The organism is Phytobacter sp. V91 (assembly GCF_965644225.1).
Taxonomy (GTDB): Bacteria; Pseudomonadota; Gammaproteobacteria; order Enterobacterales; family Enterobacteriaceae; genus CBFFRJ01.
Genome location: NZ_CBFFRJ010000052.1, coordinates 1 through 17945 on the forward strand (window position 1 = coordinate 1; position 17945 = coordinate 17945).

Genomic DNA, 17945 nt, shown 5'->3' on the forward strand with positions numbered 1-17945 from the left:
CGGACTGACTGGTTCCGCCACATCAGCCAGCTGGGCTGGACCTTTGTGGGTCGGGTCAGGGGACTTGTGTGCTTCCGCCTGGAAGACAACGCACGCTGGATGAAAATCAGTGACCTTCAGGCCAGCAAACATCCGGTTCACGTAGGCTATGGCGTTCTGGCCCGAAAACCCCGTACGCCCTGTTATGGTCATTTTTATCTGCAGAAACGTCCCGGGGCAGGCCGTCACGGCAAAGGGGGGATGTCCAAAACGCAGAGAGAGCACCGTCGCAGCGCACAGGAACCCTGGTTACTGTTCTGCAACATGGCAGGGGCGGAGCCGAAACAGATAATGACGCTGTACAGTCGGCGGATGCAGATAGAGCAGAACTTCCGGGATGAAAAAAGTCCCCGCTTCGGGTTCGGGCTGAGGCTGAGTCGCAGTCAGGGCAAAGGACGGCTTGAAGTCCTGAGCGTAGTGGCAGCCATGGCGAGCCTGGTGATGTGGCTGACGGGGTATCTTGCGGAGAAAAAACAGCTCCACCGGCGCTATCAGGCAAACAGCATAAAGGACAGAAGGGTGCTGTCCTATGTGAGGCTGGCAGTTGAGGTCCTGCGGCAGGATGCCAGAATAGTAAGGTGGATGAATATATTTAACATACTGAAAATGTTAGGGAAAGAATACAGTAATATGGTCATGGATGACTGACCATATTACTGGGGATCACTCAGCCCCAGGGGAGAGAGGCCAACATCGCGTGGGCTTAACGACCCGCTTTCAGTTTCTGATAATACTCTTCGTAAATAGCGCTGGCGCTGCCGACATCGTTCTGCCACTCACCCTGGCTGATGGTTTGCGCATCCGGATATAACGACTTGTCGTTGGCAACGGCCGGGCTCAGCAGCTTACGGGCTTCAAGGTTAGGCGTCGGGTAGCCAATGGTTTCTGCAACCTGTTTTGCCACTTCCGGGCGCAGCAGGAAGTTAATCAACTTCAGCGCGCCTTCCTTGTTTTTGGCATTGGCCGGAATCGACAGGCTGTCCATCCAGAAAATTCCCCCCTCTTTGGGCCACACGACCTCAAGCGGCGTACCTGCCTGACGGGCAACCCAGGCCGAACCGTTCCAGACCATCCCGAGATTGACTTCGCCTTCCATATACGGATTCGCCGGGTTATCGGAGTTGAATGCCGCCACGTTAGGCATCAGCTTTTTCAGCTCGTTATAGGCCGCTTCAATCTCATTCGGGTCGGTAGTATTCCCGGAAAGACCCAGTTTACGCAGCGCCATCTGGAACACTTCGCGTGCGTCATCGGTCAGCAGCAGACTGCTTTTGTACTCTGGCTTCCAGAGATCCGCCCAGCTGGTCACCGTTTTGGGATCAATCTCTTCGCTGTTGACGCCTATTGCTGTTGCGCCCCAGATATAGGGAATGGAGTAGTCATTGTTCGGATCAAACGGCTTATTGAGCATATCCGGATCGAGATTATGGAAGTTTGTCAGCGTCGTTTTATCGATCTTCTGGATCATACCCTCTTTGCGCATCTTATCGACGAAATAGGTTGAGGGCACAATAAGGTCGTAGGCACCCTCTTTGTAGGTTTTGAGTTTGGCATACATGGTTTCATTCGATTCATAGGTTGAATAGATAACCTTAATGCCTGTCTCTTTGGTGAACTGTTCCAGTAACCCCGGCGGTACGTATTCGGTCCAGTTGTAGAAGTAGAGGGTTTTGCTGTCATCCGCGTGCGCGGCGCTCATACCCAGTGCAAGAGCGCCTGCTGCGAGCAGGTGGCGTGACCATTTTTTCATTTAACGTCCCCTGAGGTTAGCGCCTGTCTTTTCAGGCTTTTGGTGTTATCACGAGCAATAAGCTGGCTGGCAATGACCAGAACCAGCGACAGAATTAACAGGATGGTGGCCAGCGCATTGACCTCTGGCGACACACCGACTTTGACCATCGAATAGATTTTTAACGGCAGAATCTCATAGCCCGGGCCGGTCACAAAGGAAGAGACCACCACATCATCCATCGACAGGGTAAAGCTAAGTAACCAGCCTGCGGCTACGGCGGGCATAGCCAGGGGCAGGATTATCTTGCGCAGAATAATGATTTCGCTGGCACCGAGATCTTTCGCCGCTTCGAGCATACGTACGTCAAAGCCTTTCAGACGGGAATAGACGGTGACGACTACAAACGGCAGGCAGAAGGTGATGTGGGAGAACAACAGTGACCAGAAACCCAACTGAATGCCGAGCAGCATAAACAGCACCAGCAGCGAAATCGCCATCACAATATCCGGCGACATCATCACCACAAATAACATCCCGTTGACGAAGGGTTTACCACGAAAACGGTAGCGATAAAGGGCGACTGCCGTCAGTGAGCCGAAAAGCGTGGCAAAAGTGGCCGAAAGCACCGCCATCGTCAGCGAATGCAGGGCGGCCTGCAACAGGCTGTCATTATTGAGCAGCAGACGGTACCAGTCGCCGGTCATACCCTGCCAGTTGATGCCAAACCGTGAACGGTTAAACGAGTTCACGATCAGGATGATAATGGGAATATAGAGGTAAGCGTAAATCGCGGTCATAAAACCGCCGCGCAGCAATCGACCGATCATTCCAGATCCCCCTTCTTATTCAGTAACCGCGAGGCGCGCCAGTAAACCAGCAGCATCAGCCCCATGATAACCGTCAGCGTAATGCTGGTTGCCGCGCCAAACGGCCAGTCGCGAATATTGAGGAACTGACTTTTAATGACGTTGCCAATCAGCAGATTTTTCGCGCCGCCCATCAGATCCGAAACATAAAACAGGCCCATAGCGGGCAGTAATACCAGCAGACAACCGGCGATGATGCCGGGCATGGTCAGGGGAATAATAATGCGGATAAAGGTTTGCATCTTACTGGCGCCCAGATCCTTTGCGGCTTCCAGTAAGGGCTTGTCCAGCTTCTCAATGCTTGAGTAAAGCGGCATCACCATAAAGGGCAGCAGAATATAGACCAGCCCGATGATTACTGCCGCCGGGGTGAACATAATCCGGATGGGCTCATCAATGACCCCCAGCCAAAGCAAAAAGGTATTCAGGTAACCTTTGGTACTGAGGAATATTTTCAGGCCATAGATGCGGATCAGCGAATTGGTCCAGAAGGGAACAATCAACAAAAAGAGCAGCAACGGGCGCACTTTTTCCGGTAATTTCGCCAGAAACCAGGCGAAGGGATAGCCGAGTATCAGACAGGCGAGCGTCGCCAGTACCGCCATGTTCAGTGAGTGCAGCAGAGCGTCAAAATAGAGGGGATCGAGCAGACGCGCGTAGTTTTCCAGCGTGAAAACCAGCGCCACGAAATGCGCATCATCACGGGTTAACAGGCTGGTGACGACGATCATCAGGTTGGGCAGAAAGACAAACAGCACAAGCCAACCGACGATCGTGGCAATCACCACTTTCTGCAATTTACTTGTGTGTTTCATCAGTCAGGACGACCTCCCAGCTTTCTACCCAGTTGACGGCCATTTTCTGGTCAAGGGAGTGGTCAAAATCCGGGTCATCTTCGTTAAAGAACTCATTGACCAGCACCATCTTGCCGTTTTCCAGCTCCACGACCGATTCAAGGGTCATGCCCTTATAGTTACGCTCGCGCACAAAGCCTGTAAGCCCTTCCACATGGCTGGCGTCGCTTACCTCTTCCACGCGCAGATCTTCCGGGCGCAGCAGAACATGCAGTTGTTGCCCCTTCTCGACGGCGAAGTTGACGTAGATATTACACTCGCGGCCTTCCACATTCGCGCGTACCCGTTGATCGTCAAGACGTTCAATAACGGTGGCGTCAAAGTTATTGATCTCACCTATAAAACTGGCAACGAACAGGTTTTTCGGCTCTTCGTAAATTTCGCGCGGCGTACCGTCCTGCTCAATTTTGCCATCACGCATCACCACGATACGGTCTGACATGGTCAGCGCTTCTTCCTGATCGTGGGTGACGAAAACAAAGGTGATGCCGAGTTTACGTTGCAGGGCTTTTAACTCGTTCTGCATCTGCTTACGCAGTTTGTAATCCAGCGCGGAAAGTGATTCGTCGAGTAACAGCAGACGGGGTTTATTCACCACCGCGCGGGCAATGGCAACACGCTGCTGCTGGCCGCCGGAAAGCTGGTGGGGTTTACGCTGGGCGAAGGTGTCCAGTTGCACCATTCGCAGGGCGTCAGTCACCCTTGGCGCAATTTCAGCGGCCGGTGTTTTTTGCATCCGCAGACCAAATGCCACGTTTTCAAAGACGGTCATATGGGGGAAGAGGGCGTAACTCTGGAAGACGGTATTGATATTACGGTGTTCAGCCGGAACGTCGGTAATATCCCGGTCGTCGAGTCTGATATGGCCTGTATCGACGCTTTCCAGCCCGGCAATCAGGCGTAATACCGTGGTTTTACCACAGCCGGATGGGCCCAGTAGCGTGATAAATTCGCCGTTATTAATGGTGAGGTTGAAATCAGAAATGACTTTTTTGCCATCAAAGCTTTTGCCTGTCCCGACCAGTTGCACCAGTGGGGATCGCGAACGCGAGTCTGTAGTCAATTTTTTACGCTGTCCCGGTTAGACGCATCGGAAAACACTCCGGATGCGGGGTTTGTGATTAACCACCTTAGGGTCTGACACATTGATTTAGGCCTGGCATTCTACGGCAAACCCTTGAAATCACCAATCGTTGTTGCATTTTAGCCGCACAAAGGCGTGATTTATCCGCTACCTTTACTGAGCAGAGCAAAATGAAAAAATTCTCGTTTACGGGATAAAAGTGACCTGACGCAATATTTGTGTTTTCGTGCTTATTGATAATGTTGTCACATTAAGTGAGGGTGGCTGCATGGATAAATTATTAGAGCGTTTTTTACAGTATGTCGCACTGGATACGCAATCGAAGCCCGGTGTTCGGCAGGTTCCCAGCACCGATGGGCAGTGGAAGCTCCTGAACTTGCTCCAGCAGCAGCTCGAAGAGATGGGGCTGGAGAACGTCACGCTGAGCGATAAGGGCACGGTGATGGCAAAACTGCCGTCTAATGTGCAAAAGCCGGTCCCGGCTATTGGCTTTATCTCCCACGTGGATACCTCGCCGGATTGCAGCGGGAAAAACGTTAACCCGCAGATTCTGGAAAACTACCGCGGCGGGGATATCGCGCTGGGTATTGGCGATGAGATCCTGTCGCCGGTGATGTTCCCGGTGCTGCACCAGTTGCTCGGACAGACGCTGATTACCACCGATGGTAAGACCCTGCTGGGTGCTGACGATAAAGCCGGGGCGGCGGAAATCATGACCGCGCTGGCGGTATTGATTAAGAAAAAGATCCCCCACGGCGATATCTGTGTGGCCTTTACGCCGGATGAAGAAGTCGGCAAGGGTGCGAAGTTTTTTGATGTCCCCGCATTCGGTGCTCAGTGGGCCTATACCGTTGACGGCGGCGGCGTGGGTGAACTGGAGTTCGAAAACTTCAACGCCGCGTCCGTTACCATCAAAATCGTCGGCAACAATGTGCACCCCGGGACAGCGAAAGGGGTGATGGTGAATGCACTGACTCTTGCCAGCCGTATTCACGCGCTGGTGCCAGAGGAGGAGAGCCCTGAGCAGACCGAAGGGTATGAAGGTTTCTACCACCTGACCAGCATAAAAGGCAGCGTTGAACGTGCAGAAATGCACTACATCATCCGGGATTTTGAGCGTAAAGAGTTTGAAGCGCGCAAACGCAAGATCATGGAAATTGCCAAAAAAGTCGGTAAGGGATTACATCCGGATTGCTATATTGAGCTGATCATTGAAGACAGTTACTACAATATGCGCGAGAAGGTCGTCGAGCATCCGCATATCGTGGAAACCGCCCGCCAGGCGATGCGCGATTGCGATATTGAACCGCAGATGAAGCCCATTCGTGGCGGCACCGACGGCGCGCAGCTCTCCTTTATGGGATTACCCTGTCCGAACCTGTTTACCGGTGGCTATAACTACCACGGCAAACATGAGTTCGTCACCCTCGAAGGTATGGAAAAAGCCGTCCAGGTGATTGTGCGTATTGCTGAATTAACCGCGAAACAATGACACCCAGAGCCGGATGGGCGTAGCGCCATCCGGCATTCTGCAGATTAATCTTCGAAGAACCAGTAGCCGCTGTTGACCAGGGCGGCGAGCATGGCGAGGAATGAAGGGTCTTCCAGCGCATCGCCAAAGGCGTCATCACTCAGCACAATATGGTTTGCCAGCGCATCCAGCGCCGGGCGATGCGGGGAATTGATACGCTCGCCGTTGACAAACACTTCTCCGGCAATACGCAGTACGCGCAATCCACCTAAGCGGACGAGCTTATCGCCTTGCCTGAGCGCGTCATAGATTTCATCTGGCTGGTATGGCGGCTCCGGCGGCGTAATGTCCAGTTCATGGCGTGTCTGGGTAATAAATTCCCCAACCCACTCGTTGAAATGTTCAGGTTGATTAATCAGGTCCAGCATCATCTGGCGCAGGCCATCCAGCTCTTGCGGCAGGACATCCGCCGGATGTTCACGGGACGGGATCTGCGGATCGCTGTAACGCAGGCTGCCTAACTCGCGTTGCAGCACATAGTCGGCAAAGCCGCTGATCAGTTCGCGACCGCTGGGCGCACGATACCCAACCGAATAGTTCATTGAGTTTTCCAGCGAATAGCCCTCGTGCGGGAATCCCGGCGGAATATAGAGAATATCGCCAGGCTCCATCTCTTCATCAATGATGGCCTCAAACGGGTCGACCTGGAGCAGATCCGGGTGCGGACAGTGTTGTTTCATTGGCGTTTTTTCGCCAACCCGCCAGCGGCGGCGACCGGTGCCCTGAATAATGAACACATCGTACTGATCCAGATGGGGGCCAACGCCACCGCCGGGAACAGAAAACGAAATCATCAGGTCATCAGTGCGCCAGTCCGGCAGGGCGCGGAAAGGACGCATTAGTGCGGCGGTGGGCTCATGCCAGTGGTTTACCGCCTGCACCAGTAAAGACCAGTTACTTTCGCCTAAATGATCATAACTTTCAAAGGGGCCATGGCTGACCTGCCATTTACCATCAAGATGGCTGACCAGGCGGCTGTCGACTTCATCTTCCATAGCCAGCCCGGCCAGTTCGTCAGGGGAGATAGGATCAATAAATTGCGTAAAGCCGCGTTTTAGCAGTACCGGGCGTTTTTGCCAGTAGCGTTCAATAAACTCTGGCCAGTTAAGATTGACGTTATAGTCCATGTTTGTTTCCCCAAACGTTTGTTTGAGTCGGAGTATAACGGATGCGTAACAGCCTGGGTGCGTTAAGTAACGTAATTTTAACTATATCCGTCATACTTCAAGTTGCAGGTGTGTTGGCGACGCTCGTTCACCCGAATCACTTACCTAAGTAAGCTCATCGGGGCTCGCTCGCTTGCCCCCGTCCTGCAACTCGAATTATTTAGGCTGTAAATGTTTAATTATCGTCGTTTTGTGGGTGCTGGCGACCAAAAGCGGCTTCCATTTTTGCCCCGCCGAGCAGACTTTCGTGAGGGGTGATTTGCCCGTCATACTGTTCGACGATTTCGCGCGCCACGGCGAGTCCGACCCCCTGACCGGGGCGTAAAGTATCTGCGCGTTGACCGCGGTCAAATACCATTTCCCGCTTCGCATGCGGGATACCGGGGCCATCATCTTCCACGATGATTATCAGGCTGTCATCCGTTTGCCGGGCCGAGACTTCGACGAATTCAAGGCAATATTTGCAGGCGTTATCGAGCAAATTACCAATAACTTCCATAAAATCATTCTTCTCCCCGACAAAGCTGATCTCCGGTGAGATATCGAGGCTGATACTGACCCCTTTGCGCTGATACACCTTATTGAGCGCCGAAGTGAGACTATCAAGCAGAGGGGCGACAGGATGCAGTTCCCGGCTCAGTAATCCGCTGCTCCCTCGCATACTGGAGCGATGAAGATAGTAGCCAATCTGTTGGGAGATACGGCTGATTTGCTCGAGCATGACCGGCTCGGCATCACTGACGCTGAGTTTTTCGCTACGCATAGAACGCAGGGTACTTTGCATCACGGCCAGCGGCGTTTTCAGGCTATGGGTGAGATCGGTTAAGGTGGTCCGGTACTTATCATAACGCTCGCGCTCGCTTTTCAGCAGACGGTTAAGATTACGTACCAGGCTGGTCAGTTCCCGGGTGGTGGTCGGGTTGAGCATTTCACGATGATGCTCTTCAAGCTCCCGAATCTCTTTTGCCAGTGCCTCAATGGGGCGCAAACTCCAGCGGGCAGCTACCCAGAGCAGCGGGATCACCAGTAAAAGATTGGCCAGCAGGACGTAAATAAACCAGCTCCAGACCATCCAGGAACGCTTGAGCTCAATCGGGATAGTGTCGATTACCACAATGGTTAATTGCGGCATCCTCGCGGTGGCGGGGTAACGATTCACCGCTACTGAGTGGGTCATCTCGGTGTTGTCATCATCCTCGCGGATGGCGTTAAACTGCAGCCTGACGGACTCATCGTTATGCACCAGCGAGCTTGAATCGTCGACATCCGCTGCAATTTCCTGAAAACCATCCGCTCTAAGCCAGGAGGGGGCAACGCGTTTGGTAAGCCAGGGGACATCACGCTGCGCCCACAGCAGAGTGCCATTTTTGTCATAAATTAAGGCGATAGTCGGGCTTTGCAGGTCGAGATTTTCAGGGAGTTCAACGCTTAATTTGCCATCTTCCCATTTCGACAAGGTATAGAAGAGATTGCTTTCCCCGCGCAGCAACCGGAAAGTGGTTTTGTCAAAACTGACGCTGTACCCCACCAGAGCCACCATACCGTAGGCCAGTGACAGCACCAGTACTACGGCGGCGGTGGCCAGCAAAAAGCGGACGCGTAACGACAGCGGAAAAAAATGCCGCATCAATCGCTTCATTTTCCTCATTTGGACGCTATTTTCCTCATTTGGGCAATTCAAACAGATAGCCCTGACCACGAACGGTGGTGATCACTTCAGCGGGATACTGGACCAGTATTTTTTTCCGTAACCGGCCCATTAATACGTCAATCGTGTGGCTTCCACGCAGTTCCGCGTCCGGGTAGAGTTGCAGCATAAGGGCATCTTTGCTGACGACTTTACCATTGTTACGGATCAGGGTTTCCATAATGGTGTACTCGAAGGCGGTGAGCTTCACCACTTCGTCGTTGATCGACATTTCACGGCGTGAAAGGTCAACCTGGAAAGGTGGCATGGAGATAACCTGCGAGGCAAGGCCGCTGTTGCGGCGCATCAAAGCCTGCATACGGGCCACGACTTCTTCGATATGGAAGGGCTTGGTCACGTAATCGTCGGCGCCGGCGCTTAACACTTCAACTTTGTCCTGCCAGCCTTCACGGGCGGTCAGGACTAATACCGGTATTGAGACGTCATGCTGACGCCAGCGATTTATCAGTGAAAGCCCATCTTCACCCGGCAAACCCAGATCGACCAGCGCAATATCGGGCAGATGTTCATTGAGAAAATAATCGGCTTCTTTTGCATCTTCCGCTGCATCGACCTGATGGCCCAGATCCTGTAACTGAACTTTTAAATGGTGACGTAAGAGTGCATTGTCTTCCACAACGAGTACGCGCATCGTATGAATTCTCCTGAATTATTTCGATACAATTAGTGTAACGCTGATTGTCGGTTGTCAGGGATAAACATTAACTCAACGGTGGGGAAGGAAGCCCTCTTTTCGACCGAAAAGAGGGCAAAAGCTGGAAAAACGTTATTTCAGCTCATCAACCATAGCGATTGCGCGACCAAGATAGTTCGCTGGCGTCATGGCTTTAAGGCGAACTTTTTCATCTTCCGGCAGCGCCAGACCGTCAATAAACTGCTTCATCCCTTCGGCATCAATACGTTTGCCGCGGGTCAGTTCTTTCAGTTTTTCGTACGGTTTTTCAATCCCGTAGCGGCGCATTACCGTCTGAATAGGTTCAGCCAGCACTTCCCAGTTACTGTCCAGCTCAGCCAGCAGACGGTCACGGTTCACTTCCAGTTTGCTTACGCCTTTCAGCGTTGACTGGTATGCAATCAGCGCATAACCCACGCCCACACCCAGATTACGCAGAACGGTGGAGTCGGTCAGGTCGCGCTGCCAGCGGGACACCGGCAGTTTGCTCGCCAGATGCTGGAGAACGGCGTTGGAAAGACCGAGGTTGCCTTCGGAGTTTTCGAAGTCAATCGGGTTAACCTTGTGTGGCATGGTGGAAGAACCGATTTCACCGGCGATGGTCTTCTGTTTGAAATGGTTCAGCGCAACATAGCCCCAGATATCACGATCGAAATCGATAAGGATGGTGTTAAAGCGCGCCATGCAGTCAAACAGCTCGGCAATATAGTCGTGCGGTTCAATCTGGGTGGTGTACGGGTTCCACTGGATCCCAAGAGAAGTGACAAAATCTTCACTGAACAGGTGCCAGTCAACGTCCGGATAGGCGGCGATATGGGCGTTATAGTTGCCTACCGCGCCGTTGATTTTGCCGAGGATCTCAACCTGATTCAGCTGGCGATACTGGCGCTCCATACGATAGGCCACGTTTGCCATCTCTTTACCCATGGTGGACGGCGTTGCCGGTTGACCGTGGGTACGGGAGAGCAGCGGGATGTCACGATACTGGACGGCGAGATCTTTTACCGCGTCGATAATTTGTCGCCAGTAAGGCAGGATCACTTCGTCACGGGCGGTTTTGAGCATCAGCGCATGAGAGAGGTTATTGATATCTTCTGAGGTGCAGGCAAAGTGGATGAACTCAGAAACGGCGTGTAATTCGGCCACCTCTGCTACTTTCTCTTTCAGGAAATATTCAACTGCTTTGACGTCATGGTTGGTGGTGCGCTCAATGGTTTTGATGCGTGCGGCATCTTCTTCGCTGAAATCAGCGACGATTTTATCAAGGAAACCGTTTGCGTCGTCGGCAAAAGCAGGAACTTCCTTGATCGCTACATGCGCTGCCAGTTTTTGTAACCAGCGTACTTCGACTTGTACACGAAATTTCAGCAAACCAAATTCGCTGAAAATCCCGCGCAGCGCGCTGACTTTATCGCCGTAGCGTCCATCGACAGGGGAAACGGCGGTCAGTGAGGATAATTCCATAGTTCAGAACTCCGGGAGGTTAACAATGAGCAAGAATTTGTTTGGCCTGAGTGGTCAGGCGACTACGGGAAAACATTAACTGCAGGCGGCCACCGCCGACCTGATGCCACAGCACTGCGGCACGGATGCCCGCCAGCAGCGAGGCACGGACTTTCGCCTGTATCAGAGCGCTTTGTAACATGTCAGGTGAGCCGGTTACCTGAATACGAGGACCCAGCGGGCTGATGACATCCACATAGATGGCGGCCATTGCGCTGAGCAGCGTTTCGGACTGAAGGTCAAAATGATCCAGTTGACGCTGCAAACCCGAAATACGATCGCCCAGGGTATCCATTGCCCCTTTTTGCGCCGCAAGTTTACGCTCCAGCACCATCAGGCTAAGAGTATAGCGGGTCAATTCGCCGCTGAGGCCCTGACGGTTACTGGCGTTTAACACGCCAAGCAGGGTCTCCAGCCCGATGCGCAGATTGGATTCACTGCCACCAAATACGCTGAGGGTGGAGTCGGGATTTAAATCGATAACGCTGTTCAACGAAACATGGAGCGCGTCGGCATCGCAATGTCCCTCATGCGCCAGTTGCTGAACCAGACGGGCTGACTGGCAAATGCCTGCCAACGCCAGGGTGATGTCATAGTAATTCTTAGCCACACTCGCTCCTTGGGGCGTTATCTTTTATCGTTGATTAAACCGGCAGCGGCAAACGCTGTTCGATAATACCGCCGCCCAGGCAGATTTCACCGAGATAGAACACGGCGGACTGGCCTGGGGTCACCGCGGCAACCGGCTCATCGAAACGGACTTCAATACGACTGTCATCCAGGGCGGTAACGGTGCACGGGATGTCGGTCTGACGATATCGGGTTTTCACAGTGCAGCGCAGTGTGCCGACCAGCGGTTGGCGATCGACCCAATGCAACTGCTGGGCAATCAGCCCAACGGACATCAGACGCGGGTGCTCGTGACCCTGCGCGACGACCAGAATATTATTTTCAACGTCCTTATCGACCACATACCATGGATCTTCGGAACCGTCTTTGGTACCGCCAATGCCGAGACCTTTACGTTGACCAAGGGTGTGATACATCAGACCCTGATGCTGACCAATCTCTTCACCATCAACGGTGATAATTTTCCCCGGTTGTGCCGGAAGGTAACGGCCGAGGAATTCGCGGAATTTACGCTCACCGATAAAACAGATGCCGGTGGAGTCTTTTTTCTTCGCGGTGATGAGCTCAAGCTCTTCGGCGATTTTACGCACTTCCGGTTTTTCCAGTTCCCCAACCGGGAACAGGCTTTGGGCGATTTGCTCAGAGCTCAGCGTGTAGAGGAAGTAACTCTGGTCTTTATTGCCATCAAGGCCGCGTAACAGCTGGCTTTTGCCGTCCACATCCGCACGGCGTACGTAGTGGCCGGTCGCAATATAGTCAGCGCCCAGATCTTCGGCAGCAAATTCGAGGAAGGCTTTGAATTTGATCTCTTTGTTGCACAGGATGTCCGGGTTCGGTGTGCGTCCCGCTTTGTATTCCTCGAGGAACAGCTCAAACACGTTGTCCCAGTATTCGGCAGCAAAGTTAACGGTGTGCAGCTCAATGCCGAGCTTATCGCATACGGCCTGCGCATCGGCAAGATCGGCTGCGGCAGTGCAGTATTCCTCGCCATCGTCTTCTTCCCAGTTCTTCATGAACAGGCCTTCCACCTTATAACCCTGTTGCAGCAACAGCCAGGCAGAAACGGAAGAATCGACACCGCCGGACATGCCGACGATCACTTTTTTTGGGCTATCAGACATTAGAATACTCACGACATTGAACTTCAAGGCGGCGTATTCTATCACGCAGTTGCCGCTCAGGCACCCCCTGAGCGTTAGCAGGATAAAATGCGGTAGCCTGGCCTGGTGTAACCCTGCCAGGCTACCGACTGGCAGGGTTATGCTGCTTTATCTTCGAGACTAAACTGTTCAACGCTCTGGGCAAGCTGTTGCGCCTGTTCTTCAAGCGAACTGGCCGCGGCGGCCATCTCCTGCACCAGCGAGGCGTTCTGCTGGGTCACCCCGTCCATCTCATTCACCGCGATAGTGACCTGACCGATGCCTTTGGCTTGCTCATCAGAAGCGCTGACGATCTCATTAATAATGCTTTGCACGGAATTGACCGCCTGGGTCATCTCCTGCATGGTTTTGCCCGCATCATTAACCAGTTGCACACCATTTTCGACTCGCTGACTGGACTCTTCAATCAAGGCCGCAATCTCTTTCACCGCACTGGCGCTGCGCTGGGCCAGATTACGGACTTCAGAGGCGACAACGGCGAAACCACGCCCTTGCTCACCGGCGCGCGCGGCTTCTACGGCGGCGTTCAGTGCCAGAATATTGGTCTGGAAAGCGATGCTGTTGATCATGGTGGTGATATCGCTGATTTTCTTCGAGCTGTCATCAATCTGCGACATGGTTTTAACGACCTGACCAACCAGCGCTTCGCCACGGCTGGCAATCTGGGTCGCGTTGGCGGTAAGCGTTGTGGCATGGTGCGCGTTGCTGGCGTTGTGCTTCACGGTGGCGCTGAACTGCTCCATGCTGGCGGCGGTCTGCTCCAGAGCCGCAGCCTGCTGCTCCGTACGGGACGAGAGATTAATGTTGCCGCTGACGATTTCTCCGGCGCCCTGACGTACCGAGTCGCTGGCATCTTTAATTTGCCCGACTATCTGCCGCAGTTGCCCCTGCATAGTCTGTAAGGCATAGAACAGGCTCTTATTATCGCCCGCTTTGACGTTAATGATGTTATCCAGTTTGCCGTCGGCGACCGCCAGAGCAATGGTTGCTGCCTCGAGCGGTTCACCCCCGATGGGTTTGAGCACTTTACGGCTAAAGACAATACCCAGCAGCGCGCTCACCAGCAGGATGCTGAAAACCATCAACATAATGGCATTCATCAACTGGCGATTGGCGGCTGCCATCACCTTACTTACCGGGGCGACAATGCCGAGATACCATTTATCCGGGCTGTTACCGATAGTGATCGGCTGCCAGGTCACCAGGGCATCTTCCCCGAGGATAGCGTCCGGTTGCTGCACTACGTCTGAAGTGTAGTTATCTGTATCACCGGGATAGGCTTTGCTGGTCAGGTTTTTGTCCGGATAGGAAATCACTTTGCCAGCGGTGGACAGGAGCATTGCATAGCCGCCACCTTCCCAGGGTTTAATCTGGTTCACTTTTTCCTGCAAGGATGCCAGCGAAATGTCAGAGGTGATCACCGCCTGCAATTTACCGTTGCTGACCACCGGCGCCGCCACGGAGGTCAGCAGCGTAGGTACGCCGTTATAGGCGTAGCTGTACGGCTCAATCAAGGTATCTTTCTGCGATTTTTGCGGCAGTAAATAGTAGTCGCCCTGGCCTGGCGTCATATAAGAAAGCAGCGGATGCAATTTGTACGCGCCTGACTGGTCATGATCGACGAAGAAGGCGTAGCGGCCATTGGGTGCCTGGTCGGGTTTATCGGCAAATTCAGCATCACGTCCGTCGAAGGCATTCTCTTCAAAAATGACCGAGACTGAAAGGTAGTCCGGATTATCGCGCAGGGCGTACTCCAGCATTTTATCGGCCACTTTACGATCGGTGATCCCGGCCTGAGGCAGGGCAATTAAGCTGTGCCCCAGATTATGTGCCACATCACGGGCATAATTAAGCTCTTGCTGGATTTTCAGCGCCTGGCTTTGGGCTATTTGTTGCAGGTAGTTTTCCGCCAGCGATTTTTGTTCGCGGCTGGACTGCCAGTTCAGGACGCCGATGGTCACTACAAACCCGAGCGTGATAGTCAATGCGCCCGTTAATAACATCTGCGCGCGGGTACTCATTTTTTTCTGGACGAATTGTCTGGCCATTCCTGCTCCTGTGCTCTCAACTTCTGACGTTATTAAGTTATCCCTTCATTTAATGCCTCCCTTTATAGGGTCTCTATCGGCGTATAAATTTTGATCTTTAATTGTTAACGAGCCGATGCAGTGGCGGAATAATGTGCAGTTTTCTCGCCTGGTAGTGGGATAAAACAGCGCAGGAAAGGCGTAATGGAATAAGCTGCTGAAAGCGGGTCACAGCTTTAGCATGTTAAGCTACTGTTAAACATTTTTAATCGAGGCTTAAAAAGCACCAAAGGGATAAAAGGATAGAAGCAGAAAGGCGAGGGGAGAACAGAGAGCCGCCAGCAAACGACCCTCTTAAAACCTGATGAGCAGGTTGCGGGTAATTAGCTGAACGGCCAGTTAAACTCGCCAATGATTGACAGCGGGTAACGCTCACCGCTCTGCCAGCTGCGAATGCTCTCGGCCACCAGCGGCGAGCGCAGGTTACGGGCGTTAAGGATCTCGTCGGCGCTGAACCACAGGCAGCGGTCAATATCGCTGTCATGCGGTTCGGTCGCGCAGATTTTCTCAAGTTCAATACTGAACAGAAAGCGCAGAAAAGGGGTTTTGTCCGGGGCTATCCATTGATGCATGCGGATAAAGGCCTCAGGAGTGGCACGAATGCCGGTCTCTTCCCACAGCTCTCTTTGCGCGGCTTCAACCAGCGTCTCGTTGGCTTCCAGGTGTCCGGCAGGCTGGTTCCAGAGCGCCTTGCCGCTGATGGTCTCTTCGACCACCAGGAACTTATCTTCCGCATGCACGATACAGGCAACGGTGACATGAGGTTTAAACATGCTGATTCTCCTTAAATCAAGGTGCATCACGCCATTCGCCACTGGCGAGTGTGTCAAGAGTGTAATTGCCCATAGCGTAGCGGATAAGCCGCAAAACAGGAAAGCCAACATGCGCGGCCATGCGACGAACCTGGCGATTACGACCTTCATAAAGGGTGATCTTTAACCAACTGGTGGGAATGGTTTTACGCTCGCGAACCGGCGGTGTGCGCGGCCACAGCCACTCAGGTTCATCAACAGGTTCAACACCGGCGGCAAGGGTAGGGCCATCGTTTAGCGTGACGCCTTCGCGCAGGGCGTTAATCGCCTCCTCGGTGGGGATGCCTTCGACCTGCACATAGTAGATTTTCCCGGTGCGTTTGCCCGGTTGCGTGAGCTTCGCCTGCAAAGCGCCATCGTTGGTTAAGACCAGCAAACCCTCGCTATCACGGTCCAGTCGCCCGGCGGCGTATACATTCTGAACAGTAATATAATCTTTCAACGTTTTGCGTCCGGCTTCATCCGTAAACTGCGGCAAAACATCGTAGGGTTTATTAAACAAAATCACCCGTTTTTCCTCGTTTTCACGCTCTGGCTTAGTAGCTTGTCGTGAGCTGAATCGCTTAAGGCGGTGATTTCTAAAAGAAGTTTTGTTCATGGTATTTTCAGTAGTTATCAATTGCAGCATTATAACTGAATCAGGATGGTCTTTCATGGCACCCAACTATCGGGTAGTATTGATGGGCTAATTACAATTCATTAACAAAAATCAGTAACAACCAGAAGCGCTCGAAGGAGAGGTGAATGGAAAGCAAAGTAGTTGTTCCGGCGGAAGGTACAAAGATCACCCTGCAAAACGGCAAGCTGAACGTTCCGAATAACCCGATTATCCCGTTCATTGAAGGCGACGGAATCGGTGTCGACGTTACCCCTGCGATGCTGAAAGTGGTCGATGCCGCTGTGGAAAAAGCCTACAAAGGCGAGCGTAAAATTTCCTGGATGGAAATTTACACCGGTGAAAAATCTACTCAAATTTACGGTCAGGATGTCTGGCTGCCTGCTGAAACTCTTGATCTTATCCGTGAATACCGTGTTGCTATCAAAGGCCCTCTGACCACGCCAGTTGGCGGCGGCATCCGTTCGCTGAACGTTGCTCTGCGCCAGGAGCTGGATCTGTATGTCTGCCTGCGTCCGGTACGTTACTACCAGGGCACGCCAAGCCCGGTAAAACATCCGGAACTGACCGACATGGTTATCTTCCGTGAAAACTCCGAAGATATCTATGCGGGTATCGAGTGGAAAGCTGATTCTGCTGAAGCAGAAAAAGTGATCAAATTCCTGCGCGAAGAGATGGGCGTGAAGAAAATTCGCTTCCCTGAACATTGCGGTATCGGTATCAAGCCTTGTTCCGAAGAAGGTACCAAGCGTCTGGTACGTGCGGCGATTGAATACGCAATCACCAACGATCGCGATTCACTGACCCTGGTACACAAAGGCAACATCATGAAGTTCACCGAAGGCGCGTTCAAAGACTGGGGCTACCAGTTGATTCGCGAAGAGTTCGGTGGTGAGCTGATCGACGGCGGCCCATGGCAGAAAATCAAGAACCCGAACACCGGTAAAGAGATCATCATTAAAGATGTGATTGCCGATGCGTTCCTGCAACAGATCCTGCTGCGTCCTGCTGAGTACGATGTTATCGCCTGTATGAACCTCAACGGCGACTATATTTCCGATGCGCTGGCAGCTCAGGTCGGTGGTATCGGTATTGCGCCGGGCGCGAACATCGGTGACGAATGCGCACTGTTTGAAGCCACCCACGGTACTGCGCCGAAATATGCAGGTCAGGATAAAGTGAACCCAGGTTCCGTGATCCTGTCCGCTGAGATGATGCTGCGTCATTTGCAGTGGTTCGAAGCGGCTGACCTGATCGTCAAAGGCGTTGAAGGCGCAATCGCGGCCAAAACCGTGACTTACGATTTCGAACGTCTGATGGAAGGTGCTAAGCTGCTGAAATGTTCAGAGTTTGGTGACGCGATCATTAACAACATGTAATCCGGTTTCTGGGTTGTAGAAGAACGGGAGCCTGATGGTTCCCGTTTTTTATTATTAGCATTTGAACGGTTATCAAAAAGTTATCAAAACTATTTATCAAAACCC

16 protein-coding genes are annotated in these 17945 nt (G+C 52.7%); 3 read left to right on the plus strand and 13 right to left on the minus strand.

Going from position 1 to position 17945, the window contains the following annotated elements:
* Window positions 1–687, plus strand: a 687-nt coding sequence (locus ACSZO4_RS12505) for an IS4 family transposase (protein ID WP_437889298.1), incomplete at its 5' end; no start/stop codon positions are given.
* 55 nt (window positions 688–742) lie between these two features.
* On the opposite strand, the gene potD is transcribed toward ACSZO4_RS12505, so the two are convergent.
* From potD to potA, 4 genes are read right to left on the minus strand one after another with little or no spacing between them, the layout of a single operon-like run.
* Window positions 743–1789, minus strand: a complete 1047-nt coding sequence (potD, locus tag ACSZO4_RS12510) for a spermidine/putrescine ABC transporter substrate-binding protein PotD (protein ID WP_437889299.1) — start codon at window positions 1787–1789, stop codon at window positions 743–745.
* Complete coding sequence (gene potC / locus ACSZO4_RS12515; RefSeq protein ID WP_437889300.1) at window positions 1786–2598, minus strand: spermidine/putrescine ABC transporter permease PotC; 813 nt, start codon at window positions 2596–2598, stop codon at window positions 1786–1788. Before potC ends, potD begins: the two co-directional genes overlap by 4 nt.
* Window positions 2595–3452 (minus strand): spermidine/putrescine ABC transporter permease PotB, encoded by an 858-nt coding sequence (gene potB / locus ACSZO4_RS12520; RefSeq protein ID WP_437889301.1) that lies wholly within the window; start codon window positions 3450–3452, stop codon window positions 2595–2597. The genes potC and potB overlap by 4 nt, the downstream gene beginning before the upstream one ends.
* Window positions 3436–4554, minus strand: coding sequence for a spermidine/putrescine ABC transporter ATP-binding protein PotA (potA, locus tag ACSZO4_RS12525; protein WP_437889302.1), 1119 nt, complete (start codon window positions 4552–4554; stop codon window positions 3436–3438). Before potA ends, potB begins: the two co-directional genes overlap by 17 nt.
* Window positions 4555–4843: 289 nt before the next feature.
* On the opposite strand from potA, the gene pepT reads away from it, so the two are divergent.
* Complete coding sequence (pepT, locus tag ACSZO4_RS12530) at window positions 4844–6067, plus strand: peptidase T (RefSeq protein ID WP_437889303.1); 1224 nt, start codon at window positions 4844–4846, stop codon at window positions 6065–6067.
* A 44-nt stretch (window positions 6068–6111) separates the two neighbouring features.
* On the opposite strand, the gene ACSZO4_RS12535 is transcribed toward pepT, so the two are convergent.
* The 9 genes from ACSZO4_RS12535 to rluE all read right to left on the minus strand — a co-directional run bounded on the left by ACSZO4_RS12535 (window position 6112) and on the right by rluE (window position 16473).
* Window positions 6112–7233 carry a JmjC domain-containing protein gene (locus ACSZO4_RS12535; protein WP_437889304.1) on the minus strand — a complete coding sequence of 374 codons (1122 nt, stop codon included), beginning with the start codon at window positions 7231–7233 and terminating at the stop codon, window positions 6112–6114.
* Between the two features lie 214 nt (window positions 7234–7447).
* Window positions 7448–8911: a two-component system sensor histidine kinase PhoQ gene (gene phoQ / locus ACSZO4_RS12540; RefSeq protein WP_437889305.1), complete on the minus strand. Its 1464-nt coding sequence runs from the start codon at window positions 8909–8911 to the stop codon at window positions 7448–7450.
* A 25-nt stretch (window positions 8912–8936) separates the two neighbouring features.
* On the minus strand, window positions 8937–9611 hold the full coding sequence (gene phoP, locus ACSZO4_RS12545; RefSeq protein ID WP_437889306.1) for a two-component system response regulator PhoP: 675 nt from the start codon (window positions 9609–9611) through the stop codon (window positions 8937–8939).
* A gap of 135 nt (window positions 9612–9746) precedes the next feature.
* Window positions 9747–11117 (minus strand): adenylosuccinate lyase, encoded by a 1371-nt coding sequence (gene purB / locus ACSZO4_RS12550; protein WP_437889307.1) that lies wholly within the window; start codon window positions 11115–11117, stop codon window positions 9747–9749.
* Between the two features lie 19 nt (window positions 11118–11136).
* Complete coding sequence (gene hflD / locus ACSZO4_RS12555) at window positions 11137–11766, minus strand: high frequency lysogenization protein HflD (protein ID WP_437889308.1); 630 nt, start codon at window positions 11764–11766, stop codon at window positions 11137–11139.
* A gap of 34 nt (window positions 11767–11800) precedes the next feature.
* Window positions 11801–12907 carry a tRNA 2-thiouridine(34) synthase MnmA gene (gene mnmA / locus ACSZO4_RS12560; RefSeq protein ID WP_437889309.1) on the minus strand — a complete coding sequence of 369 codons (1107 nt, stop codon included), beginning with the start codon at window positions 12905–12907 and terminating at the stop codon, window positions 11801–11803.
* Window positions 12908–13044: 137 nt separating this feature from the next.
* Window positions 13045–14994, minus strand: a complete 1950-nt coding sequence (locus ACSZO4_RS12565) for a methyl-accepting chemotaxis protein (RefSeq protein WP_437889310.1) — start codon at window positions 14992–14994, stop codon at window positions 13045–13047.
* A gap of 362 nt (window positions 14995–15356) precedes the next feature.
* On the minus strand, window positions 15357–15806 hold the full coding sequence (locus ACSZO4_RS12570; RefSeq protein WP_437889311.1) for an NUDIX hydrolase: 450 nt from the start codon (window positions 15804–15806) through the stop codon (window positions 15357–15359).
* A 16-nt stretch (window positions 15807–15822) separates the two neighbouring features.
* Window positions 15823–16473, minus strand: a complete 651-nt coding sequence (gene rluE, locus ACSZO4_RS12575) for a 23S rRNA pseudouridine(2457) synthase RluE (RefSeq protein ID WP_437889312.1) — start codon at window positions 16471–16473, stop codon at window positions 15823–15825.
* Window positions 16474–16589: 116 nt separating this feature from the next.
* Between rluE and icd the strand changes: the two genes are divergently transcribed.
* The gene (icd, locus tag ACSZO4_RS12580; protein ID WP_437889313.1) at window positions 16590–17840 is read left to right on the plus strand and encodes an NADP-dependent isocitrate dehydrogenase; all 1251 of its coding nucleotides are present in this window, start codon (window positions 16590–16592) and stop codon (window positions 17838–17840) included.
* Window positions 17841–17945 lie beyond the last annotated feature (105 nt).